Consider the following 24,574-nt stretch of genomic DNA (forward strand, 5'->3'; position numbering starts at 1 on the left):
CAGCGCTTCGCCCTCGGCGATCACGTCGGGCATCTGCTGCAGCCGGTGGCCGGGGAGCAGCCGGACGAGTTGAAGGACTTGGTCTCCTTCAACGACGTGCGCCACCTGGAACCGGGCCACGAGGCGTGAGCCGGTGAGCGACTGGCCTCTCGTCGGCATGGTCGGCGGGATCGACGAGTTGGCCGCCCACTACGCCCAGCCCCCGGACGGGTTGCGCGCCAACATGATTTTCAGCGCCGATGGCGCGGCGGCGTTCGCCGGCCGGGCCGGTTCCTTGTCCTGTCCCACTGATCAGCGGCTGCTACGGGTCCTGCGCGGGTTCGCCGACGTGGTGTTGGTGGGCGCCGGTACGGCTCGTGCCGAAAACTACGGTCCGGTTCACCTCACCGACGAGCAGCGAACTGCCCGGCACCGCGACGGGCACACCCGCCCTCCACCCATCGCGGTGGTCAGCCGCAGCGGTGAATTGCCCGGTCGATTGTTGAGCGATTCCGAACAGCCACCGATCCTGTTGACCTGTGCTCAGACCGCGGCGCGAGACGACTTGCCCGGCGGGTTGCAGGTGCTGGTGGCCGGCGAGGAGTCAGTGGACGTGGTTGGCGCGTTGGAACTGCTACGTGAGCGGGGCCTGCGTCGGATCTTGTGCGAGGGTGGGCCGACGCTGCTCGACGAGCTGGTGGAGAACGACGCTGTCGACGAGATCTGTGTGACGCTGGCTCCGAAGTTGGCCGCGAATCAGCCGGTGCGTCAGCACCTGCAGCCCTCCGGGTTGGCCATGCCGGTCGAGATGGCGCTCGAACACGGTTTGGTGTACGACGACTACCTGTTCTTGAAATACCGGCGTCAACCGCGCGGATAGCCGCGTCGTACGGTTCGGTCGAGGATGCCCAAGGTGGCGCGCAGCGCGCCCTCGGACAGCACCGGGAAGATTTCCGCTTCTCGCCACTTCGGGTCGATGTTCGACCAGTCGTAGAAGGAGGTGACCACGGTCGCCGGGGAATCGTCGAGAGGCTGCAGCCGGTAGCCATAGACGTGACCGATCTGGGGGCGGAGTTGGCCGAGGATGGTCCACGCGATGAGCCGGTCTCGCTCGAATTCCGTGATGGACACGGTGACGTCGTACTTACCCAGCTGCGGGTAATCGTTGAGGGCTTCGCGGTCCATGTGCACGACGAAGCTGTCCCCGACGGCCCGGACCGGTTCGCCGTCGGCTTCCTGGAGCATTCCGGAGGCGTCGATGGCGACGTGTCCTTGCGGGTCACACAGCACCGCGAAGATGTCCGGCGCCGGGGCCTCGATGGTGCGCTGCACCTCGATGCGTTCGGTCATTTTTGCTAACCGATCAACTTGGTCAGCCAGCTCGGGTCTTGCATGTTGACCGAACTGCTTCCGTCCCACACGAACGGCGTACCGGTGGCATTGAAACGTGCGAGCGTTGCATCGGCGTTGGTGGCTTTCGTCTGCGCGGTGCCCAGGTCGGCTCCGGACTTGATGCAGTTGATCGCCGAAGCGTTGGCGCCGCTGGTCTGGGCCAGGTGGGCGAGTTCGGCGTCGGTCCGATCGGAGGCCGCACCCTCTTGCGGCTGGAAGTCGCTGGCGAACAACCCGAAGTAGAACTGTGTATAGGCCTTGGCGTCGTTTTGCGCTGCGACGCAGTAAGTCGCCGCCACCGCGCGGGTCGAGTAGTTCTTCGTGTGCGACTTGTCGTCGAGGAAGTTGAGCAAGTGATAACGCACTGTCAACTTCTTGCTGTTCACCGCGGTGTCGATATCAGTGGCATACGACCGGATGAAGGCGCCGCAGGGCGGGCACATCGGTTCGTTGAACACGTCGATTGTCGTCGGCGCTACCGAACTGCCGATCGATACACCGTCGCTAAGGACTTGCAGTTGCACCGCGTCTGGCGGGGGCGGTGCCGGTGACGATGGCGTGGCCCGCGGCGGGCCGGCCTTGGGCGGGTGGACGAACGCGACGATGAGCGCGCCCGCGATGGCCAGCGTCGCGACGACGGCCACACCGACCCAAAGCCACGGCTTGCGTAGCACTCCACCGTTGGCCTGCGGTGGGGCTTGACCCCATGGCGGGGCGCCGCCCCATCCGGTCTGCGGCTGGGGCATCACAGCGCTGGGCGCGGCCGGCGACCAGGCACCCGAGGGCGCCGGCCATGCCGCGCCCTGTGGCACGCCGTGGCTCGGGGTGGGCGTTGGTGGGTAGAAGCCAGAGGGATTGGCGAACCCGGCGGGCACATCCGATTGACTGCGTTGCAGGATGTCAATGGCTCGGCCCTGGTCGGGCGTGGTCAGGGCCGCGTAGGCGGCCGCGGACAGATCACCGCAGGTCGCGTAGCGGTCCGCCGGGTTTTTTGCCATACCGCGCGCGATCACTTCGTCGAAGGCAACCGGGATGCCGGGCCGCGCAGTGCTGGGTCGCGGAATCGGTTGATGCAGATGTGCGCCCATCACGCTGAGCTGATCGCCTCGGAACGGGGGCGATCCGGTCAAGCACTCGTAGAGCACGCAAGCCAGCGCGTAGATGTCGGCTCGGTAGGTGACTTCACCGTCGCCGAACCGCTCCGGAGCCATGTAGTAGAGCGTTCCGACGGTGCTACCCAACTGTGTCAGCTTCTCGTCGTTGGTGGCGCTGGCGATTCCGAAATCGACCAGATAGGCGAAGTCGTCGGCGCTGATCAGAATGTTCTCCGGTTTGACATCCCGGTGGGTGACGCCAGCGGCGTGCGCGGCGTCGAGCGCCGAGCCGATCTGGCGCACCACAGCCACCGCCCGCGGCGGGGGCAGCGGCCCGTAGCGCTTCAACGTGGCGGCGAGGTCTTTGCCGTCGATCAAGCGCATGTCGACGTAAAGCTGGCCGTCGATCTCGCCGTAGTCGTGAATCGGAACCACGTGCGGCTCTTGCAACCGTCCCGCCGTCCGCGCTTCGCGCTGCATGCGGGCGCGGAAGACCGGATCGCTGGACAGCGATCGCGACATCAGCTTCAGCGCGACCACGCGCTCACGCGAGGTGTCCTCTGCCTCATAGACGTCGCCCATCGCGCCGCTGCCAACCAGCCGTCGCAGCCGATACGGCCCGACTTGCGTACCCTCCCGCGATTCCGCGGTGTCACTCATCCCGACTCCTCATGAAGCCATCCCTGCGCAGCAAACCAGTGCGCGGTGGCGTGCAGGGATAAGGCTAACGGCTGTGAGCGCTGTCGGGCGTAATGACGTCGAAGCTGACCCGCGGAAGCGGCGCGCAAACGTGTCGGTCCTCTTACGATGTCGCTGTGGTCAGCGACAACACCCGAGCGACCGATGACGACCGCAATGCAATCTGTCAGATGCTGGACGCCGCGCTGGGCGACGGCCAGCTGTCGGCCGAAGAGCACCGTGAGCGGGTGAGCGCTGCCACCAGGGCCCTGACCTTGGGCGAACTGGATTCGCTGGTGTCGGATCTGCAAATTCGTAAGCCGCCGCCACCGTCGTCTCCACCAGTATCAGTGCGCACCTGGGGCATTCGACTCTCGGTGGCACTGGCGTTGGTGTTGTTGACTGTCGGCGTTGCGTGGGGACTGCACCGCAAGCCGACGTCGCATGCCGCCACGGTGTCCACCCCATCCGCGCCGAGCGTCACGGTCAGCCTCGGTGCGCCGACAACGACGACCATGTCGCCGCAGCCACCGCCACAGCTGCTCACGCTCAGTGGGGTGACCGAAGTGTTGGCGCAGATGCGAACCCAGTTCGGTGACAACCTGGGTTACCAGCTGAACATCTATCCGGACAAGGCGGTGCTGCAGCGTCCGGACACCGCCAACGCCCACAAGATCGTGGAGTGGATCTACCGCAATGGCGGTTGGACCAACCGCGGCCCCAGCACCGCCGTCTTCTCCGGATCCGGTGTCGGCGACCTCAGCAAGTTCGACGTGCAGGCGGTGCTGGACGTGGCGCGCGAGGCACCGAACACTCTCGCGCTCTACGAAGCGCCGCAGACCTTCCTGGCGATCCAGAGCCGCAAAGACGGCACGCTGTACCTGAATATCCACGTCTCGGACAACACCCGGCGCAGCGGATCCATCGTGGTCGGCGCGGACGGCAGCATCGCCGAAATCGACCGCCCGCCCCGGTAAGTCACCTCATCCGCAGGCCGCGCATGCGGACCCACAAGTCAGCCGCGACCAAGCCGGCGGCCCAGACCGCTGCCGCGACACCGAGATGCACGAAGCTTTTGGTGTCGCGGCCCAAGACCGGTCCGATTGCCGCGGGCAGTTGAGTCCATAGCACCTTGTGCTCCACCCCGTCCATCGGGTCGGCGACGTAATAGACCGCGTAGGGCAGCACCAGGGCCGCGATCCAGGCGCCGATGCGACGCACCTCGTGGCGTTGTCGCCACCGCCGAACCAGCGGCTCGGCGGCCACCGGGTGCAGCACGGAGACGACATTTCCGACCCCGAGCCACGACAAGATCGGGACCGCGACGTTGGGGATGGTGACCCCAAGGCGCTGCGGGGATTCCAGCTGCAGCGTCAGCGCCATCGCCACCAACAGCGTCGGCAAACCCACCAGGGCGAGCAGCGCCAAGTTCTTGATTAACAGCATTCGCCACAACGGCGTGCCGTCGGACAATCCCTTGGCGACGCGGTAGTGGTCGCCGCCCAGCACGTTCGTCGTGGTCACGTCGGCCAGCACGAACGAAGAGAAGTAGGCGCTGACCAGCACCACCCAGTCCAGGTGGTGATGGTGGTAGTGACGCGTCTGGTGACCGTGTGAAGCCAACGGCTGCACCGCGAGCCAACCGATGGCCAGGAACAGATTCGTCACCACACCGCTCATCCAGGTACGGGGCGGCGTGAACGCCCAACGGATCTCGGAACGCACTGCAGGCCACAGCTTTTGGTTGAAACCGCTGGCCGCTCGCACCGCGGAGGCCGGACGGGGCGCCGACGCACGCACCACCGCTCGCAGCGCCGCGCGCAGGTGCCGACGCATCGGCGTCTCCAGCTCCGCCATCCGACGCTGCTCTACCTGTCTTCGGCGGGCGGGGCGGTTTCGACGGTTGCGATTTTGCTGAAACCACTGATGGTGAGCACTCGGACCAACAACGGATGCACAATGACCCGCAGCCGGTCGACTTCGTCCGCATGGTCGAAAAGCGCGTTGATGCCGGCGCTGTCGACGTACCTCACCGCACTGAGATCGATGGTGATCGGCCGGCGAGTGCCGCCACTGGCCGAACTGAGCGCCTGAGTGAACTGTTCGATGTTGCTGAGATCGATCTCCCCGGTAGCAGTCACCCTCGGCGTCCCGTCCGCGCCACGGTCCGTGTTGAGGGTGAGCTGTGTGGCCATCAAGAGATCCTTGCGTACATCTGAACTGTGGTACCGGCGTCGTCGGAGTGAATGGTCATGTTCTCCATGAGCCCCTGCATCAGTGTGATGCCTCGGCCGCGACTGACTCCGGGAGTTTCTCGCGGCGGCTTCCAGCTGCCGCTATCGGTCACGGTCACATGCAGCCGGTCGACGACCGCGGTGGCCCGAAGGCAGACGGTGCCCTCGGGGCGGTCACGGTGACCGTGCTCGATCGCGTTGGCGACGGCTTCTCCGGCGGCGATGAGGACGTCTTGGATCTGATCCGGCTCGACCCCGGCCTGTTTGAGCCAGCTGCGCAGCGCGGCCCGGCTGGGTCCCAGGTGGTTGGCGTCGGCGACGAAGTTGAGGGTGAGCGGCGCGGGCTGGCGATAAAGCAGCATGGCGACGTCATCCGGATAGCCACCGCCCGGCTCCAGCCGCGTCATGAGTTGGTCGGCGACCTCGTCGATGGATTGTGATCGGCCTTGTTGGACGAGGTCGGCGGCTCGCGTCATTCCGTCGTCGATGGTGTGCCCCCGGCGCTCGACCAGCCCGTCGGTGTAGAGCAACAGCGTGGCGCGCGGCGGCATGGTGACCTGCGCTTCGGTTCGTGACCAGTCCGGCCGCAATGCCAAGGGCAGCCCATGCCCCCCGTCGAGCCTCACGGTGGTGCCGTCGGCGTGTACCAGGATGGGCGGCGGGTGGCCGGCGTTGGCGTAGACGAGTTCGCCAGTGTCCAGAGTCAGTACGGCGCAGAACGCGGTGGTGCAGCGTGCACCCGGCAATCGGGCGGCGAAACGGTCGAGACCCGCAAGCGCTGCGCTGGGCCCGGACTCCTCGAGCAGCAGGGCCCGGCAAGCGCTGCGTAGCTGGCCCATCACCGTGGCGGCGCCCAGACCATGCCCGACGCAGTCGCCCACGATCAGCGCTACCCGGCCCTTGTCGAGGTCCACGACGTCATACCAGTCACCGCCGACCTTCAGTGGGCGGCTCGCCGGGTGGTACCGCACTGCAAACCCTTCGGGCAGCTGCACTGGTCCGAGCATTGCTCGTTGCAGCGCTACCGCGGTTTCACGTTGCCGGTCCAATTGGTAGACCCGCTGCAAGCCCTGACCCAGCCGGCCGCTGAGCACAGTGAGCAGCGTTTGATCCTCCGGGGTGAACGGTCGGCGCTCGGACAACTCGACCCAGATGACCAACACCCCTGCAGGATGCTGCAAAGCGATACCGGCAGCGCCGGCTGACTCGGTGACCGGAGTGAGCAAGTCGCCGTGCCGCAATGCCGCAAAGCGTTGTTGCTCACCGAGCGCCAGATCTCCCCACTGCATCGGCTCACCGGCGCAAACCAAATGCGGCGCAGTGGCGTGGGCGGTGTCGTCGAACGTCAGCGCCAGGATCCGTCGCGCCTTCCATACGCCCAGCAGCTCCTGGGCGGCTCCGCGCAGCGCGTCATCGAGCGTGTCAGCTTGCGCCAGTTGCTGATTCAATGCCGCGAGGGCGGTCTGGCGCTGCGCGACGTAGTGTTCAGCCGTGACATCGCGAAGGGTGCCCACCATCACTCGCCGGCCCGTCGCGGGGTCGTCGGCGTGGTTGAACGTGGCCGCGACCCACCGCCGGTGCCCGTCGCGGTGCCGCACCGGAACTGTGAATGCGCCGTGCGTTCGGTTCAGCATTGTCTCGAATGCGGATTCGACTTCCCGGAACGACTCGGGATCTGTTTCGGCGTCCGGCCACCATGGGTGGATAGGTTCATAGGGCAGATCCTCGGGGCCGTATCCGAGGATTTCGGTGAACGCGGCGTTGATCTCGATGACCGCACCATGTTCGTCACAGACGAAGAACGCTTCCTGCAAAGAGTCGACCAGAGCGGTGCGCCAGCGGGCTTGATGGCTGCGCAAGCGGGCGAGTTCGACGTTGGCCCGCACCCTCGCAAGCAGCTCCGCGGCGGCGAATGGCTTGACGAGGTAGTCGTCGGCACCGGCCAGCAACCCTTCGATCGACTCTTCCTGGCCGGCACGAGCGGAGAGCAGCAAGACCGGCAGGGCGGCGGTCCGCGGATCGTTACGCAGCGTTGCGAGCAGTTGCAGACCATCGATGTTCGGCATCATGACGTCACTGACGACGATCTCAGGCAGCTGAGAGCGGATGGCTTCGAGCGCTTGTCTGCCGTCGGTCACGGCAGTCACCTCGTAGCCGGACGTTCGCAACAGGTTGGTCAGATACTCGCGCATGTCGGTGTTGTCGTCGGCGACGACCACGCGAACCCGTTCGCCGGCAGTCTCGGTCGGCGCGATCGCGGTCATGGTCGCGGTGCTGCCGGTGTCGGGCGGCGTAGATCCGGTGGGCAGCCACCGCAACGCTTCTTGAAGGTACGGTTGCGCGGTCGCACCGGGGACGGGCCGCGCGGCCGCCGGTGAACCGATCTCGTCGGCCGGCAAGTGCGCCGTACCGAACGGCAACCGCACGGTGAAGGCGGTGCCCATGCCTTCCCGGCTTTCCGCGCTGATGGTGCCACCGTGCAGGCTGACCAATTCCTTTACCAGCGCCAGCCCGATGCCGCTGCCCTCGGTGGAACGAGCGCGCGCGCTCTCGATGCGGTGGAAACGCTCGAACAACCGGGGAATCTGCTGCGCCGGAACGCCGATACCGGTATCGCTGACGGTGACTACCGCATCGGCACCTTGGCGGCTGGTGCGGACCGTGATCGAGCCGTCGAAGGTGTACTTCAACGCGTTGGAGAGCAGGTTGAGGACCACCTTTTCCCACATCTCACGGTCGAGGTACACCGGTTCGTCGAGGGGTGGACACTCCACGGTGAATGTCAGGCCTGCGCGCTCGATCGCGGAGCGGAAAACGCTGGCCAACTCGGCAGTCACGGCGGACAGGTCGATGGGTTCGAACAGTGCCTGCATGCGGCCGGCTTGGATGCGGGAGAAGTCCAGCAGCGTGTTGACCAGCTTGGCCAGCCGTAACGCGTTGCGGTGCACCAGGTCCAGTTCGTGACGGGACCCCTCGTCCGGAGCGGTGGGGCGGTTGCGCAGATCGTCGACCGGGCCAAGTATCAGGGTGAGCGGCGTGCGGAATTCGTGACTGATATTGGAGAAGAACGTTGTCTTGGCCCGGTCGAGTTCGGCCAGTTCTTCGGCGCGCTGTTGCTGGGCCCGGTAACTGCGCGCGCTGCACACCCCGGCGGCGATGTGCCCGGCCACCAACTCGACAAAGCCGCGGTAGCCGTCGTCGTATGGACGGTAGCGGTTGAGCGCGGCGACCAAGAACCCGACCGGCGCACCGCCCTGTTGCAGCAGCGGCACGACCAACGCCTGCACCGGGGGTCCGTGCCAGGCGCCCGTCGGCAGCTCCGACGAGGCGCCGTCGAAGTCCACTAGTTGCGTCTCACCTCGCGCCGCCCTTTCGACGGGCCATATCGAATCAGTCTGTCCGCGAACGACTTCCGGTGCCACCGGATGGCCCGGTGTGATCCCGCTGGCACCGGCCAGGTGAGCCGCACCGTCGTCGCCGAACAGGTAGGTCAGGGTGAACGGAAGGTCGTAAGGGTTGTTCGCGAGCTGGTCTGCGGCGAAGTCCAGCATTTCTCGCTCGGTACGCACCACGCTCGGGTCAGAGCCCAAGTCGCGCAACGTCGCGATGCGACGCTGTGCGATCACCCGAGCGGTGTCTTCGCTGACCACGCAGAGCATCCCGACTACGCCGGCGTCCTCGTCGCGCAGCGGGCTGTAGGAGAAGGTGTGGTATGTCTCCTCGGGGTAGCCCGAGCGTTCCAGGATCAGCATCAAAGCCTCATCCCAGGTCGCTTCGCCGGTGGATAGGACGTGGTCGACGCGGGGTCCGACGTCCGGCCAGATTTCGGTCCACACTTCGCTGGCCGGACGACCCAGCGCCCAAGGGTATTTGCGGCCGAGGGTGTCGCGGCGGTACGCGGCATTGCAGAAGAAGGTCAGTTCGGGTCCCCAGCCCATCCACATGGGGAACCGCGAAGCGAGCAAGATATTCACGGCGGTCCGAAGGCTCTGCGGCCAGTCGTCCACCGGCCCTAGCGGCGTGGAGGCCCAATCGACGGCCGCGAGATCGCGTGCGATCTCCTGGTCTGCGCGGAAGACCACGTCCATCCTCTCGAACTGTGACCGTCCCAGAGGGAGTGGTCAGCGACTCTTCTTAAAAGAGAACCATTCGGCGAGACGGCGTCGCCAGTATTTTGTCAGCCCGGTGTGTTGTCATCCGAAGGAAGTTGCTCGGCTTCGGCGTCGGCCACCGTCAACGGCAAGGCCAGGTCTTCCAACGAACGTTGCTCAGCGGCCACGCCCAGCCACAACTCGACCAGGCCGCCGATAGCCATCACCGCTGCTCCGATGAGGAACGACCAGACAACGTGGCCGCGCTGGCCGGACTCGATCAGCTGACCGAACAGCAACGGGCCCGTGATGCCGCCGATCGCTGTTCCCAGTGCGTAGAAGAAGGCGATCGCCAGCGCTCGGGTCTCCATCGGGAAGATCTCGCTGACGGTCAAATAGGCGGCGCTTGCGCCGGCCGATGCCAGGAAGAACGTCACCGCGAGGACGCCGATGAACGCCCATACCCCACCCGTGTGGGTCAAGAACACCACGGCGAGCACAACGGCCACGGCGGCAGAACCGAGGTACGACGCCGTGATCATCTTCTTGCGCCCAATCGTGTCGAACAGGTGGCCCAACACCAGTGGACCGGCGAAGTTGCTCAATGCCCACAGAATGAAGAACAACGGGACTTTGTCGGATTGGACGCCGTAGAAGCCGCTCAACAAGGTGCCCAGGTTGAATGTCACGCCGTTGTAGAGGAACGCCTGCCCAATGAACAAGGCCAAGCCGAGTACCGCCCGTTGGGGATACAGCGTGAAGGCGACTCGGGCTATCTCCCGGAACGAAATGGTCTCGCGCTGACGTATTTTCAGCGGCTTTCCCTGCGGTTCGGGAAGCGGTTGGCCGGTCTGCCGCTGTACCTCCGCTTCGATCTGACCGACTGTTTCCTCGGCCTCTTGGTCGCGGTTGTGGATGAACAACCACCGCGGACTCTCCGGAACATTGCGCCGAACCAGCAGGACGAAGATGCCGAAGATGGCGCCGATACCGAAGGCGAGTCGCCATCCGATGTTCTGCGGGAAGTAGGAGGTGTTGAGCAGCAGCAGTGAGCCGGCGGCACCTGCGGCCGAACCCAGCCAATAGGTGCCGTTGATGATCAGGTCCACTCGTCCGCGTACCCGCGCGGGAATCAGCTCGTCGATAGCCGAGTTGATCGCCGCGTATTCGCCGCCGATACCCGAGCCGGTCAAGAATCGCGCAAGGTAGAAGTACCACGGCGCGAAGGCGAAAGCCGTTGCCACAGTGGCGACCAGGTACACCGCAAGGGTCAGAATGAACAGATTGCGCCGGCCGAAGCGGTCGGTCAGGTGCCCGAAGAACAATGCGCCCGCACAGGCGCCAGCGATGTAGAACGCCGCCGCCACACCGATCTGAGCCGGGGTCAAGTTGATGCCGCTGCCCTTCTCGGTCAGCCGGGAGGACACGTTGCCGACCATGGTGACCTCGAGCCCGTCCAGAATCCACACGCCACCGAGGCCGACGACGATCCGCCAGTGGAACTTCGACCACGGCAACCGGTCGAGTCGTGCTGGTACCTGAGTCGTGATGGTTCCGGTCTGCGCGCCTGCGCTCATGCTGGCTCCAATCTGAATGGACAGAGACGACGTACCCCACGGCGGCCCGGTCTATAACAAATCCGCGTCGGCGCCCGGGGGGAGCACGGGCGAGGCCGAAGCCCGCACGAGGTTAGAAGGGCCGGCGAGGCCGGTCAAGAGCCGGCCCCTCGACGATTCGCAACCTGAGAATCTTGACCGTTTGCTGTCGAAAAGCTGTCACATGCGTCGCATACGACACTAGAGTGCTCTTTCGTGGGCACCGCCGTGTTAGCCAACGGCCGGGGCCGCTGGTTGGCAATCGCGGCCTCGCTCGTCGTCTCTGCCGCCATGGTCTATGCCCAGAGCAAAACGCCGCCACCACACGTCGAGGCGGCGGCACCGAGTGCGACGGTTGCGGCATCCGCATCGCCACCCGCGAACGCTACGCACACCGCCAGTCCCGCCGAAGCGGAGATGCTCGCTTCGAATGCCCCCATCGCCGCTCAAGATTTTCAGCTGTCGTTGCCTGCGGGCGTCGCATCTGAGCAGGGGTTGCAAGTCAAGACCATTTGGGCAGCCCGCGCTATCAGCGTGCTCTTTCCTCAAATCAAGACCATCTATGGGTACCGGCAAGATGCGTTGAAGTGGCATCCCAACGGGTTGGCGATAGACGTGATGATTCCGAATCACGAGTCTCCGGAAGGGATCGAACTCGGCACCCAGATAGCCGGCTACGCGTTGGCCAATGCCAAACGGTGGGGCATCTCGCATGTGATCTGGCGGCAGAAGATCTATCCCGGTGTGGGTTCGGGAAGTTGGACGGCGGACTACGGATCCGAAACCCTCAACCATTACGACCACGTTCATATCGCCACTGACGGCGGCGGATATCCCACCGGCCACGAGACCTACTACATCGGCTCCATGACCCCGATGCCGCCAGAGTGACGTCGCAGTAACCGAATTCGGTGTCGGCTGATTCCAATTGTGCGTAACTACTACCGAGCGTAGTATTCGGGCATCCTGTTAGCCCGTTCGACGGAGACACGCAATGAAGTGGAGCTTCGCTCAAGTCGGCCTCCTGGTCATTTGCGCTTTCCATGTCGCCCAGGCGGTGATTGGCCTGATCCTCGAACCCAGCTTTGCAACTGGACCTAACGCCCCGACCATTCAACTGTTCGGCATGGATTACAACGGCTGGCACGCCGTCGCCGGGTTGGCGCTGTTCGCGCCCGGTTTCGCGTTCGCGGCCCGCAAGTCATGGTCGGTGTTGTACTTGCTTCTGGCAGCGGTAGCCGGTGCGCTGCCGGGGCTTTGGGCCTTCTTCTCGCAGCAGGTTGCGTACGTCTTCACCTTCCCACACAACACCACCGACGCCATCGTGCATCTGTGCAGCGCGGCGTTGATGATTGCGGTAGCCGCCATCCAGATTCGCATGGACGGCGGGCTCAAGAACTCGCTCAGCGATCTGCGGAAAAGCCCTAGCGACCACTGATGCCGCTGTCGACGACCTTCACCCGCTTGTTCGGATAACGGCGTTCAGCGTGTGCCTTAGCGTTCGAATTAGGTAGCACGTATAGCGTTTCCTTCTTCTCCTGCAACGGTTTCAGAACCAGATCCAGGAAACCCTTGCGATCCTCGAGGTAGGGCTCGATGACATCTTCTCCCGCCGGGCACACCGCGAGACAATAAGCGGCCTTGTAATTGGGCTTGAACGCCAGGCTCTGCCACATCGAAGCGTTCTCCGAATCGGTCACCCGAGAACGGAACTCATCCGCGCTGCTACTGTCTGCGACGGTTTGCACCCAGTCAGTGAATCCGCCCATGAATTCTCGATAGTTGTGCACCGAGCATGCGACGAAGTCGAATTCGCCGTTCTTGCCGATTGCGCCGACCGGACACGCCGCTACGCACAGTTTGCATTCCAGGCACGGGCTGTAGTCCAGCGGCTGACCGTAGCTGCTGACCGGCGCGTCGACCAAGATGGTGCCGAGCAGGATGAAGTTGCCGAACTTGGGATGAATTACATTGCGGTGTATACCCATTACACCGAGGCCTGCCGCGACGGCAACCGGTTTGTGGGCCACGACCCAGATGCGACCCGGAAAGTTGTCCATCTCCATGGGGAACGTTGCCGACGGATTCAGCGCGCGATAGCCGGCGTCTTGCAGGCGGCGCACGATGCGATGCGCCGCCTCATTCATGATTTCCCCACTGCGGTGAAACTCCTGGTTGGCCACGCTGCGTGCGGTCGACCTGACGTTGTCGCGGTTCATCCTGACCACCAGCGAGATGAAGCTTTTGGTGCCCGGCAGCGCGGCTTGTACATATTCGCGCTCAGAGGCGAGATCGGGATTGTCGACACTGGCAAACGCCACATCGTCGGCGCCGGCTTCCAGGCACATTTCGCGAAGCGACTGCGCATCAAGTACGCCGGGCCGCTTCGTCGTTTGTGACTGCACCTTTCGGACGGTGGGGTGTTGGGCCAGTCGAGCAGGAAGTTTGTCCATCGTGCTGAGTATAGTACACAATACTCAGCACGGCCGATGATTCTTCGCCGCCGCTCGAAAAACGAAAAAGGACGCCGGGTGGCACCGGCGCCCTTCTCGATGAGGAACTATCCGATCGGCGTGATGAGCTGAGCAAGCTGGGGCCCGAAGCTCAGCAGGCCGGGAATGAGGCCGCCGAGCGGCGTATTGCCCGAAAGCTCGAGCGGCAACAACGTCCCGTCCAGGTCGACAATCACCTGCGGAAGGGTGAGCGGCGTCAACAGCCCGCCGAGAGGGATGTAAGTGGTCGAGGGAAGAACGGCGCCCGGGAATAACTCGACAAGAGCCGGCGGCAATGCGATGACAGTGGTGCCATTGAGGAAGCCGTCGGCGATAACCGCCGGAGCTTGCAGCAAGGCGGCAGCCGCAGCCGCAGCGTTCCCCGCTTGCAGGGCACTGGTGAACGCCACCGAGCTGGAGTTCAACGCGCTTAACGCGTTCACGGGTCCACCGATTCCGTCCAAAACGAGCTGTAGTGGTATTCCGAAGCTCAGGTTGGCCGTGTCGCTGATGCTGAGCGTCGTGCCGAAGTTGGTGACGGCGCCGAGAAGATTCGTCGCGTTCTGTGTGATCTGTGCAGGGATCGATCCGGCGGGCAATAGGTTGGTGAGATTCTGAGCCATCTGTGCGGGGATGCTGAATATTGGCGCCAGATCGCCCAGCGGACCTTCCGGCACGATGTTGATCAAGGCCGTGGCACCCACCTCCCCTACTGGAAGCCCGGTGAAGCCCGGCAAGAAGGCGTTTACCAGAGCTGTGTTGATGTCCCCGTACGCGGCGACGTTGTTGCCCGCCAACAGATCCAGCGCGGCGGCCTGGAAGCCCGCCGGCAGGATTTGCAGCCCGGCGCCGAAATCTTGGGCGGCGCTGATCAAACCGGTACCGATTGTCTGCGCATAGTTGATCTGGTTGTTGATGAAGCCCTGTACGTACGGCGCGGGGTTGAATCCCGCCAGTTGCTGGATGCCGGCCTGGATGGCCATCGGGGCATTCGCCAGCTCGGCGGAAAGGTCGGCAACACCAGAAGTGATGGACGAGCCGATCGTCTGGGCATAGCCGATGGGGTCGTTGACCAGCTGACTCAAGAACGGGAACGGGTTGACGACGATGGTGTTACCGATGGCTTGCAGGTTGTTCAATGTGTTGGCGGCGAGCGCTTGATACGGGGCGGCCACCGCGTTCGCGAAACTGCTGAAATCGTTGATCAGCCCGGGAGCGCCGGCGTCGAGGGCCTTAAGGCTGGCGGCGAATCCAGCGACGGACTGCGAGAGAGCCTGTCCCCCAGTCTGGATCGCGCCTGACAGCGCGGCCGGGGCGCTGGCGATAGCCGTCGAGATGCCATTGAAACTTGCCTGAACGCTGCCGCCGAGGTTCGAGCCGACTGTCAGGCTTCCGAATATTGACTGGGCCGGCCCGCCCAACTCACCGAGCAGAGTGTGCTCTACGTTGGCCGCCTCGGCACTCGCGTAGGCGGCGGCTCCGGAATTGACCAGTCCGACGAACTGCTGATGAAACGCTTGCGCCTGGGTGCTCAAGGCTTGGAATTGCCGGCCGTAGTCACCGAACAGCGCTGCAATAGCTTGCGAGACCTCGTCTTCAGCCGCTGCCACGACGCCAGTTGTGGGCGCCGAGACCGTCGCTGCGGCTTCGGCCAGCGAGGTTCGAATTCCAGCCAGATCCTGGGCCGCACCTTGCAGCAGTTCAGGTGCCGCGACCACAAACGACATATCAATCTCCTTTGATGTGTTTTGCCCGATGACCAACGGTCACCCGTCGGTTGCACATGAGATTAATAGCGTGGATCTTACTTTCAAGTAGCAATTCTTTACTCAGCAGTAATAAGCAGGATATTCCCAGGTCAGCGGAGCTCACCGGCGGCAGCTGGTATTCGACACGGTCCCGGCAAGTGTTCGACGCGAAATTATCGTCGCGACTGTACAGCACCCACTTCTACCCCGATCGCACACGAAACCGCCTGGCGCACAAACGAAATATGCGAAGTGATCGATCCGGGATTGCCTCGGTCACCGTTGGGCGCGACGTACGACCTCAACGGCGCCGCCAAAGCACACCGCGACCTCGAGGCGCAAAACGCATGGCTCGACGATCCTCACCGCCTAACGGCGCGGGGTCATCGCATCCGGGTCAGTGCGGCCCGCGGCGGGTTGCCAGATCGGTGGCATCGGCGATGCCGCCGGTCCACACCTCACCATGTCCTGGCAACACGATCGTGGCACCGGTGTCGCGCAACACCGTGAGGGACTCCAGGGCCTGCGCACTATCGGCCGTCGCGGCGCCGGACACTATTTGCGGGCCGGTGCCGCCGGTGTAAGGGTCCAACGTCACCAGCGCGTCACCCGTGATCACGGCGTTGCGGTCCGGGAAATACAGCGCAGTGTGTCCGAACGTGTGCCCCGGCGTGAACACCGGAGCGGGTTTTCCCGGCACATCCAGCGGACGGCTCTGGTCGAAGACGTGCACATTCTTAACACCGCGGGTGACCAGGGCGCCGGCCAATGTCATCCGCGCGATGATGGGTAGTGATTTCGGGTGCGCCAACGGCACCGCGAAGCGATTGCGTTCATGTTGATATCGCAGCGGGTGCGCGGCGAGTTGGCGCTCGTCGCTGTGGCTCCACACCGGCAGGTGCCATTCTTTTTGGATCGCCGACGCAGCGCCCACATGGTCGAAATGCGCGTGAGTGAGCACGACGGCCGCGACCTGGTCGGGTTTGGCGCCCACTTCCCCGAGCAACCGGCCCAGGTGCGGCCACACGCCCGGCAGGCCCGCGTCGACGACGGTGTATTCGCCGCGGTCACCCTCGACCAAGTAGAGGTTGACGTGGGCATGCTCGATGCGATGGATGCCTTCTGCGGCATCGCGGTGCAGGGTCGCCATGACTACTCACTTCCCAGGGCCGAGCCTGGACGCCGGTTGGCTCCACTGCTCCCCTCGATGGTCTGCAATACCCGGTCGCGCGCGATGAAACCCTCGAGTCAAGATCTTCGCGTCCGTCGCTGCGCACATGTGATGAGGCAGACATTGTTAGGGTTCGATTAGTTAGGGCACGATTTAATTATGCGAACCACTGCGGGCGTCGATCCGCTGGCCTTGGAGCGGCAAGTGTGTTTTGCACTCGCCATCACCAACCGGGCGGTGCTGGGCGTTTACCGACCGCTACTGGAACCGCTAGGCCTAACCCACCCGCAGTACCTGGTCATGCTGGCGTTATGGGATCAGCAGAAACAATCACCGGAGCGTCGGGCACCGATGTCCGTCAAGCAGATTGCCGCGGCCCTGCAATTGGATTCGGCAACACTCTCCCCGATGCTCAAGCGGTTGGAAGCCCTCGGCCTGGTTACGCGTACCCGCAACAGTGCCGACGAGCGGTCTACCGATGTCAATCTCACCGCCGCCGGAACAGCCTTGCGGGAGCGGGCACTTGAGATACCCGCAGCAGTGGTGGCAAGTCTGGGAGTGGAGTTGGCCGAACTCGAGCATTTGCACCAAGTTCTCACCCGAGTCAATTCCGCCGCCCTGGCCGCCGGCGCTTTGCACTCTTGACTCCGTCACCGCATCAACGAAGGAGGCCTCGTGGCCGACGTCAAACCCAACTTCTGGCAATACCTGACTTACTCGTACGGACGAAACCTGCCCGGCTCAATGCGCACTTGGGTCGCCGAAGATCTCGCCGGTGCCGGGGCAGTCCGTCGGCACATGATTCGCTGGGCCATACCGCCGTTCCTGGTGTTGGCGCCGTTCTGGCTGCTTCCCGCGTCGCTGTATGTACACCTGGAAATGACGGCGCCCCTCTTCATTTGGGCGTTGCTGATCTCCCTTGCATTGAACAAGGTTTGGCGGCGACACCGGTTGGCACAGCACGGTCTCGACCCCAACCTGGTCGATGCCCTCAAGCGGCAACGGCAGGCCCGCATGCACGAAGATTACGTTCGCCGTTTCGGACCGCGCCCGGATGATGCCGAGCGACAGGCCAATAGCAGCCCCTTCTAGCGAGCGTCGCGGTACTCGTTCGGCCGCCCACCCTTAGCCGCCACTGAGCCACTAGCATTGGGCACTTCGTTCACAGGGCACTGTGTGGACCGTAGTGGTTAGTGATTTCGCGAAAGGAACGTTTCTGATGTCAGTCCTGTCCGTACCAGTGGTGGCGGACACGCTAGCGCGACTGTTCGCTGCGACGGTGAACGCGGCGCCCAAGCCCGCGGTGCGCTTTCCCGAGATCGAAGGCCGCACAGCAGAAGTGGTCGTTCCGACCCGGCACGGCGGCACTGCCGCAACCCTGTTTCACCCGCCGACCAACGTCACGAAGCCGCCTGTCTACATCAACGTCCACAGCGGCGGGTTCGTGATCGGACAGCCCGAACAGGACGATCCATGGTGCCGATATCTGGCCGCGAAGGCCGGTGTGGTGGTGATCAATGTCAGCTATGTGCTTGCCCCAGGTCACCGCTTTCCCTCGGCGGCACAGCAGATTTATGACATTGTGTGCTGGGCGGCGAGCGCAGAGCGGGAATGGGACGGCACCCGACTGTGTGTCGGCGGACAAAGTGCGGGCGGTAACTTGAGCGCTGCCGCGGCCCGTCTGGCTTTGGAGCACCGCGGACCGCAGATCGCACTGCAGATGTTGCACTACGCGCCCCTTGACTTGGTAACGCCTACCCGAGACAAGTCGTCGACGCTAGGTCGCCGCGCAATCATGAAGCCGTGGATGGGTGAAATCTTCGACACCGCCTATGCTCCTGACCCGGCGCAACGGCGCGACCGGCTTGCATCGCCCGCGTGGGGCGACAACGCCGACGGAATAGCCGGCATCGCCCCGGCCCTTATCGTGACAGCCGAGCACGACCGGCTTCGTGACGAAGGTCGCCGTTATGCGGACAAGCTCGATGCCGTCGGAGCGTTGGTGGAGTACTACGAGGTACCCGGCGTTGACCACGGATACAACATCATGAGCGAGGCGACGGATATCACCGTCCGGTCTTACGCTCACATCGCCGAGCACGTCGTCCACGCAACCGGTCGATGACCTCTTGCGGCGCAATGCCTTGCCACTCTGCACCATCGGCGCGGTCATTCGCGAATAAAACTTGTGGAAGGGAAGTCCCAGCGCCACCTTGAAGCGTGCTTGATAGCGTAGAACGACGTTTCAACAAGCCGGCCGCAGGGGTCCTGTCGCGCTCACGCTCGATCGGTGCCGGAGCGCTGGATAACCGACTCGAGGGCTGAGACCATATGGTGCTGGCGATCACCGCTGAACAAGAAGCTCTGATCGACGCGGTTCGTCGGTTCGCGTCTCGCCATGCGCCTATAGACAAGACGAGGTCCGCGTTCGAGTCCCTCGCGGCGGGTGAATTGCCCTCGTGGTGGGCAGATTTCACCGCGCACGGATTTCACGCAGTGCACCTGCCGGAGTCGGTCGGTGGGCAGGGCGGCACGCTAACCGATATCGCGTGCGTCATCGAGGCGGCCGCCGCAGAGTTGTTGCCCGGGCCGCTTTTGAGCACGGTAACCGCAAGCGCCGCAGCGGCCATCGCGCAACCAGCCGAGTCCGCGGCGGCATTGCTGACCGCCCTTGCTGGCGGCGCCACCGGTGCTCTCGTGCTGCCAGAGCACTCCAATGTGGCGGCCACGCGGACTGGGGACGGCTGGCGGCTCAGCGGCTCGACGCTTTCCACGTTGGGTCTGTGTGCGGCGCAGTGGCTTCTATTGGTCGCATACGACCAGGACGGCTGCGAACGCTGGTTCGCCCTGGACACGAGCGATCACGTCGCGGACTTCACCATCGAACAACAGAGCGGCACCGACTTGTGCACCGACGTCGGTGTACTGCATCTCAACGACCACCGGGTCGCCGCGGATTCGGAGCTCTCAGGGATGTCGACCCCGCGGGCGCGTTGTGTGGTTGTGGCTCTCACAGCGTGTGCGTCGGCTGGCACCGTGCGCCGATGCATGGAGGCAGCGACGGACTACATCCGCACTCGTGAGCAATTCGGCAAACCGGTCGGCGCCTTCCAAGCCATGCAGCACAAGGCGGCAGTCATGCTCGTGAACGCCGATTTAGCCGCGGCCAGTGCGTGGGATGCGGCGCGCGCCTGGGACGAATCCATTGAACAGCATCGGCTCGCCGCCGGTTCGGCCGCATTGATGGCCGTCGCTTCCGGGCCTGATCTCGCACTCGACGCGCTGACCATGTTCGGCGCGATCGGCTACACATGGGAACACGACATCCACCTGTACTGGCGGCGGGCAATCAGCCTGGCGGCATCGCTTGGCCCGATGACTCGCTGGCGTCGCGAGATAGGAGATCTGGCTCGCACGACGAGGCGGTCTACCGCAGTCAATCTCGGCGAGGTTGAGTCAGATTTCCGGGCCTCGGTATCGGAAACACTTGAGCGAGCGCGGCTTCTGCGTAACGAACACCCGTCGGACGATGCCAGAGCGCCCGGTCTGGCCTTCGGTGAACAACGTGACGCGCTCGCCGAAGCAGGACTGGTGGCGCCACAGCTTTCGCCACCGTGGGGTATTGGGGCTTCGGCGATACAGCAGGTGATCATCAACGAGGAGTTCGATAAGCGTCCCGACGTAATCAGGCCGTCGCTGGGCATCGCCGAGTGGATCCTGCCCATCATTCTCGACAGTGGATCCGAGCGACAGCGTGAGCGCTTCGCCTGGCCCATCCTGCGTGGCGTGCAGCGTTGGTGTCAGCTCTTCAGCGAACCGGGCGCCGGATCGGACTTGGCGTCGTTGAGCACCCGTGCGGTCAAGGTCGACGGCGGTTGGCTGGTCAACGGCCACAAGATCTGGACCTCAATGGCCGACCGTGCACACTACGGTGCGCTGCTGGCACGTACCGACCCCGACGCGCGCAAGCATCGTGGAATCAGCTACTTCCTCATCGACATGACCTCGCCGGGTGTCACGGTGGAGCCGATCAAGCAGGCCAGCGGACACTTCGACTTCAACGAAGTCTTCTTTACCGACGTCTTCGTCCCGGACGACATGCTGGTCGGAAACCCGGGTGACGGTTGGGATCTCGCGGTGGCCACCATGGCCGTCGAACGGACGGCGATCGGAAACTATGTCAATATCGACCGCTCCGCCGCGCTTCGGCACATTGCCGAATTCGACAGTGCGGACCGGGATGTGGCGGTCTGCGCGCTTGGCGATATCGAGGCCTACACCACTGCAATCAAGGCCATGGTTCTGCGCGAAACCCTGCGCCTGGTCGAGGGTCAAACACCGGGACCGACGTCGAGCATCGCGAAATACGCCATGGTGATGTTGCTTCGCCGCGCGTCGAGGGCGACGCTCGAATTGACCGGCCGCCTGGCGATGCTCGAGGAGTCGGACCCTCCGGTGGTACGACCCTATTTCGATATGCCCTCCGAACTGATCGGCGGAGGTACCGCCGAGATACAGCTGACGATCATCGCCTCGATGATTCTCGGCCTGCCCCGAAACTAGTCGGCACTTTGGACCGTCGCGCAGCCGGTGACTCAACGCGTCTTGAACCGGCCCGCGAAACCCCGCAGCGGTAGGTCGGCGCTGGTGACGATTCCTGGCGGCGCGTCGACCACGGCTTTGATCGAATTGAGTGCCGGCATGCCGGTGACGGTCATGCCGATGGAGGCGAAGTTCTCTGGATTACTGAGGTCCACACCGGGTTTCGGGAAGATCATGTGCTTGTTGTAGATATACGGGTCGCCTTTGATCTGAGTGATGTAGCAGCCCTTGATGTCCCAGCTGGGGTCGGTGTGGGGTGTCATCTGCCATTCGAGGTGGGTCTCGATGCGCGCAACGCCGTCGACCATGCCCTGGTACTTGATGTAATTGCCACCGAGAGATCCTTTGGGTAGTTGGTACCAGCCCAGGTCGACATCCTTGGTGCAGGCGCCTAATTCATAGGTGAACTTCACCTCGTCGAGGGTGACGTCGAAGCAGTCAGCCATCAGGTAGACGCTGTCGGCGAAAACGCGGGTGTACTTCTCGAGCTTGCCGGGGATGCTGGGGTCGTCGACCGGCAGGCCGTAACCCACCTCGATCCAGGTGTCCTTGCTGTGATGGCATGACACGTCGACGGACTCGATGGTGACGATGTTCTCGATGTCGGCGACGTTGGCGGAAGCGACTACGCCCAGGATCTGATTCAGACCTGGGTTCATGCCGGTGCCGTAGAAGGTGGATCCGCCCTTCTCGCACGCCTCCTGCAGCAGCTGGGTGACTTTCTTGCCCGACGGGTGTGGGTGGTTCTTGTCGCGGTGCCAACCGGTGATCCAGTCGGCGGTGGTGACGATGTCGATGCCGGCTTCGAGGACCTGGATGTAGAGATCCTCGTCGGGGAACACGCCGTGGAATGTCAACACATCCGGGTGGGCGGCGATGATCTCTTCGACCGTGCCGGTGGCAATCACACCGTTGGGCGAAAGCCCGGCGAGTTCACCGGCATCCTTGCCCACCTTTTCAGGTGAATAGCAATGTACACCAACAAGTTCGAGGTCTGGCTGGCTCGCGATGCGTTTGATCATCTCCGAGCCGACGTTGCCAGTCGCGACTTGGAAGACCCGGATGGGTTGGGTGCTGGTAGCCATGCTCCGGCTCAACCTTTCTGTAGGGCTGCGTTGACTTCGGCAGCGCTGCCGCCGATGCCATCTGGATAGAATTGTTTGGCCCATTGGCGAATGGCGTTGAAGCCCTTGAGCTCTCCGCTCGCCAATGCCGGTGGATCCGAATAGCGCTGGTGTGACCAGATGTGGATGTCTTGACGGAATTGCCGAATGACTTCCGCACCGAATTCAGCGGCCTTGACTGCCGCCCGCTCGGGGTTCCGGCTGGGGGCCCGGCCGATGTAGACCATGAAGCGGACATCAGAGGTGGATTCGTCGACCGGGGTGATGCACGAGATGGTGCGGTTGTCGATCATCCCCCAACTCTTGGTCACCGCTATGCCGAGCCCACCGTTAATTGCCTCCACACCGCTCTTGACGTCGTTGATCGACTGATCGTCCTCACCTTCGAAGGTGATCGTGAAGTCTACGTAGGACACCGGCTGGTCGAAGTCGTGTCGCGTGAAGATCGGATTGATCGGGGTGCCGTGCACGTATTTGAAGTGCGCAAAGTCCACGCCGTTCTCCAACACGTACTGCGGGTGCATCTCGTGGCCCTGCTCGAACAACCGTTGCTGCGGGTAGTAATCGGCCGTGCTACTGCCATCGCCGAAGGAGGCAAATACGTCGGGCGCGTCGAAGAATGGCTTGCGGTTTTCCACGTCGTGCCAGATGTAGACGGATTCGTTGCGTTCTACCACCGGGTAGATCTTGATCCGACGGCCGCGGTTGGGCCGTTGCTCATAAGGGATGCATACGTTGCGGCCTTCGAGGTTCCACTGCCAACCGTGGAAGGGACACTGGATGACCTCGCCAACGACGTGCCCGCCGTAGCCAAGATGTGCGCCCAAGTGTTCGCAGTAGGCGTTCATGACGGTGAGCTGCCCAGATTCCGATCGCCATCCGACCAGCTCTTGGCCGAAGTACTTCATCCGACGCACCTCGCCGACGCCGATTTCGTCGGACCACGCAACTTGGAACCATCCGGTCGGTTTCATCGACAACGGCGGCTTGGCCATCTCGACTCCTCCTTGTCCGACCCGGGGCTTGTAGACGAACCTATGATCGATTCATAGAGTAGTCAATGAAACTTCGACACTCGGTAGGATGCGCGCATGGCGGTGCCCGACAGCGCGCGCCGGTCGTCCAACCGGCGCGGCATCGCTACGCGTGAGGCGATGCTCAACGCAGCGGTCGAGGCATTGGCCACCGGGGATCCGGGCGCCGTATCGGCTAACCGCATCGCCAAGAAGATCGGTGTCACCTGGGGCACGGTGCAGTACCAGTTCGGTGATGCCGATGGGTTCTGGGCTGCGGTGCTGCACCATACCGCCGAGCGGCGCGCCACTCTTTTTGCCGGCACCGATGCCGGCATTCCGCTGCGGGACCGGGTGGCAGGCATCATCAACACCTTGTACGCCGGCTTGGCGGCACCGGATTCCCGCGCGATCGAGATCCTGCGCGCAGCGCTCCCCCGCAATCCCGAGGACCTCGAACGCCTCTTTCCCGCCACCGCCGCCGAATTGAGATCCTGGGGCCAAAGCTGGATCGAGACGTGCCAGAAGGCGTTCGCCGATCTGCGAGTCGATCCTCAACGCGTTCACCAGGTGGCAGCGTTCATCCCGGGCGCGATGCGAGGTCTGGTGTCGGAGAAGCAACTTGGCAGCTATGTGGACCTCGACGAGGCGCGCGAAGGATTGACAAATGCGATCGTTGCCTACCTGACCGACTCTCCCGAATAGTGCGGCCGGGTTGCTACACGACTTGGGGGATGCCAGTCGAGGAGTTCTCGGACGGTCGGACTTGTTGCGGCCGGCCTTTGCGGCGGCGGGAAAGCAGTGCGTCGATCGACCAGGGGCCGGCGCCGACGATGAGCAGGAACGTCACGGTCAGCAACTGGGCGTACTCCGAGCGAATTTCATGAAGCACGGCCCAGAATCCGGTCTGTGGCGGCACCGGCGGCAGTGGCAGTGGCGAAACACCAAGGAACATGGCTATTTTGGTCGACAGCATCGCGACGACCATCTCGACGATGAACGGAATGGCGATGAATCGCGTGAACAGGCCGAAGAGCAGGAGTAGTCCGCCGGCGATCTCCAAAACACCGACGAAGTCGGCGCTGAACTCCGGGAAGGGGATGCCGATCTTGGTGAAGCGGCCCACGCCCTGATTGGGGAAGACGAACTTGATCACGCCTTCCCAGCAGAACACGCCTCCGGCCATCAGCCTGATCAAGATGGTCGCAGCTGGTGCGTTGCTCGGAGGATAAGCGATCCATCGCCACATTTGTGCAATCACGGTCGTCCTTTTGCCCGTAGTTCGGGAGTCGCCCGGCGCGAACCCGTCGTTAGTTACGACGAGCGCGCGTGTGAGGTTCATTACAGGCTGTCATCAATTT

At 63.6% G+C, this 24,574-nt stretch carries 21 protein-coding genes and 1 pseudogene; 10 read left to right on the forward strand and 12 right to left on the reverse strand.

Translation table 11 applies throughout. The annotated features are described in order from the left end of the window. Both A9W95_RS27815 and A9W95_RS08180 read left to right on the forward strand, forming a co-directional pair. A pseudogene (locus A9W95_RS27815) lies at positions 1-129 on the forward strand (flavin reductase); the annotation flags it as partial. A gap of 28 nt (positions 130-157) precedes the next feature. After that, positions 158-859: a pyrimidine reductase family protein gene (locus tag A9W95_RS08180; RefSeq protein ID WP_067410646.1), complete on the forward strand. Its 702-nt coding sequence runs from the start codon at positions 158-160 to the stop codon at positions 857-859. Here the strand turns inward: A9W95_RS08180 and A9W95_RS08185 are convergent. Together A9W95_RS08185 and A9W95_RS08190 are read right to left on the reverse strand one after the other, a co-directional pair. Then, the gene (locus tag A9W95_RS08185) at positions 844-1,329 is read right to left on the reverse strand and encodes a polyketide cyclase (protein ID WP_067410648.1); all 486 of its coding nucleotides are present in this window, start codon (positions 1,327-1,329) and stop codon (positions 844-846) included. The genes A9W95_RS08180 and A9W95_RS08185 overlap by 16 nt on opposite strands. Positions 1,330-1,334: 5 nt before the next feature. After that, positions 1,335-3,125 (reverse strand): serine/threonine protein kinase PknE, encoded by a 1,791-nt coding sequence (locus tag A9W95_RS08190; RefSeq protein ID WP_067410651.1) that lies wholly within the window; start codon positions 3,123-3,125, stop codon positions 1,335-1,337. Positions 3,126-3,280: 155 nt separating this feature from the next. On the opposite strand from A9W95_RS08190, the gene A9W95_RS08195 reads away from it, so the two are divergent. After that, the gene (locus A9W95_RS08195; RefSeq protein WP_067410654.1) at positions 3,281-4,120 is read left to right on the forward strand and encodes a DUF1707 domain-containing protein; all 840 of its coding nucleotides are present in this window, start codon (positions 3,281-3,283) and stop codon (positions 4,118-4,120) included. A 1-nt stretch (position 4,121) separates the two neighbouring features. On the opposite strand, the gene A9W95_RS08200 is transcribed toward A9W95_RS08195, so the two are convergent. From A9W95_RS08200 to A9W95_RS08215, 4 genes are all read right to left on the reverse strand, one after another. Beyond that, a complete protein-coding gene (locus A9W95_RS08200) occupies positions 4,122-5,000 on the reverse strand; it encodes a hypothetical protein (protein ID WP_253851592.1) in 879 nt (292 codons plus the stop codon). Between the two features lie 11 nt (positions 5,001-5,011). Next, on the reverse strand, positions 5,012-5,338 hold the full coding sequence (locus A9W95_RS08205) for an STAS domain-containing protein (RefSeq protein WP_067410656.1): 327 nt from the start codon (positions 5,336-5,338) through the stop codon (positions 5,012-5,014). After that, a complete protein-coding gene (locus tag A9W95_RS08210) occupies positions 5,338-9,465 on the reverse strand; it encodes a SpoIIE family protein phosphatase (protein ID WP_067410659.1) in 4,128 nt (1,375 codons plus the stop codon). The genes A9W95_RS08205 and A9W95_RS08210 overlap by 1 nt, the downstream gene beginning before the upstream one ends. A gap of 89 nt (positions 9,466-9,554) precedes the next feature. After that, positions 9,555-11,045, reverse strand: a complete 1,491-nt coding sequence (locus A9W95_RS08215; RefSeq protein WP_067410662.1) for an MFS transporter — start codon at positions 11,043-11,045, stop codon at positions 9,555-9,557. A 234-nt stretch (positions 11,046-11,279) separates the two neighbouring features. Between A9W95_RS08215 and A9W95_RS08220 the strand changes: the two genes are divergently transcribed. Together A9W95_RS08220 and A9W95_RS08225 are read left to right on the forward strand one after the other, a co-directional pair. Beyond that, complete coding sequence (locus A9W95_RS08220; protein WP_067410664.1) at positions 11,280-11,954, forward strand: glycoside hydrolase; 675 nt, start codon at positions 11,280-11,282, stop codon at positions 11,952-11,954. A 103-nt stretch (positions 11,955-12,057) separates the two neighbouring features. Next, positions 12,058-12,501 (forward strand): DUF4383 domain-containing protein, encoded by a 444-nt coding sequence (locus A9W95_RS08225; protein WP_067410666.1) that lies wholly within the window; start codon positions 12,058-12,060, stop codon positions 12,499-12,501. Here the strand turns inward: A9W95_RS08225 and A9W95_RS08230 are convergent. The 3 genes from A9W95_RS08230 to A9W95_RS08240 form a co-directional block, all read right to left on the reverse strand. Continuing rightward, positions 12,488-13,516: an epoxyqueuosine reductase gene (locus tag A9W95_RS08230; protein WP_067410668.1), complete on the reverse strand. Its 1,029-nt coding sequence runs from the start codon at positions 13,514-13,516 to the stop codon at positions 12,488-12,490. The two genes, A9W95_RS08225 and A9W95_RS08230, sit on opposite strands and share 14 nt — an antisense overlap. 107 nt (positions 13,517-13,623) lie before the next feature. Further along, entirely contained in the window at positions 13,624-15,282 is a 1,659-nt protein-coding gene (locus A9W95_RS08235) for a PE family protein (protein ID WP_067410669.1), read from the reverse strand. A gap of 418 nt (positions 15,283-15,700) precedes the next feature. Next, entirely contained in the window at positions 15,701-16,453 is a 753-nt protein-coding gene (locus A9W95_RS08240; protein ID WP_067410671.1) for an MBL fold metallo-hydrolase, read from the reverse strand. A gap of 180 nt (positions 16,454-16,633) precedes the next feature. Here A9W95_RS08240 and A9W95_RS08245 point away from each other — a divergent pair, with 180 nt between their 5' ends. The 4 genes from A9W95_RS08245 (at position 16,634) to A9W95_RS08260 (ending at position 21,037) form a co-directional block, all read left to right on the forward strand. Further along, positions 16,634-17,119 (forward strand): MarR family winged helix-turn-helix transcriptional regulator, encoded by a 486-nt coding sequence (locus A9W95_RS08245; RefSeq protein ID WP_067410672.1) that lies wholly within the window; start codon positions 16,634-16,636, stop codon positions 17,117-17,119. 30 nt (positions 17,120-17,149) lie between these two features. Next, the gene (locus tag A9W95_RS08250) at positions 17,150-17,566 is read left to right on the forward strand and encodes a DUF5313 domain-containing protein (protein ID WP_067410674.1); all 417 of its coding nucleotides are present in this window, start codon (positions 17,150-17,152) and stop codon (positions 17,564-17,566) included. A gap of 211 nt (positions 17,567-17,777) precedes the next feature. Continuing rightward, on the forward strand, positions 17,778-18,599 hold the full coding sequence (locus A9W95_RS08255; RefSeq protein WP_067410719.1) for an alpha/beta hydrolase: 822 nt from the start codon (positions 17,778-17,780) through the stop codon (positions 18,597-18,599). Positions 18,600-18,805: 206 nt separating this feature from the next. Further along, entirely contained in the window at positions 18,806-21,037 is a 2,232-nt protein-coding gene (locus A9W95_RS08260; protein WP_067410676.1) for an acyl-CoA dehydrogenase, read from the forward strand. A gap of 32 nt (positions 21,038-21,069) precedes the next feature. On the opposite strand, the gene A9W95_RS08265 is transcribed toward A9W95_RS08260, so the two are convergent. Next, positions 21,070-22,161, reverse strand: coding sequence for a dihydrodipicolinate reductase (locus A9W95_RS08265; protein WP_067410679.1), 1,092 nt, complete (start codon positions 22,159-22,161; stop codon positions 21,070-21,072). A gap of 8 nt (positions 22,162-22,169) precedes the next feature. Further along, positions 22,170-23,195 (reverse strand): Rieske 2Fe-2S domain-containing protein, encoded by a 1,026-nt coding sequence (locus tag A9W95_RS08270; protein ID WP_067410681.1) that lies wholly within the window; start codon positions 23,193-23,195, stop codon positions 22,170-22,172. A 96-nt stretch (positions 23,196-23,291) separates the two neighbouring features. On the opposite strand from A9W95_RS08270, the gene A9W95_RS08275 reads away from it, so the two are divergent. Continuing rightward, entirely contained in the window at positions 23,292-23,918 is a 627-nt protein-coding gene (locus A9W95_RS08275; protein ID WP_156746073.1) for a TetR/AcrR family transcriptional regulator, read from the forward strand. 13 nt (positions 23,919-23,931) lie between these two features. Here the strand turns inward: A9W95_RS08275 and A9W95_RS08280 are convergent, their stop codons facing one another. Next, the gene (locus A9W95_RS08280) at positions 23,932-24,555 is read right to left on the reverse strand and encodes a DoxX family protein (RefSeq protein WP_371328036.1); all 624 of its coding nucleotides are present in this window, start codon (positions 24,553-24,555) and stop codon (positions 23,932-23,934) included. Positions 24,556-24,574: the final 19 nt, after the last annotated feature.

This window comes from Mycobacterium sp. 1423905.2, assembly GCF_001673155.1.
Lineage (GTDB): Bacteria > Actinomycetota > Actinomycetes > Mycobacteriales > Mycobacteriaceae > Mycobacterium.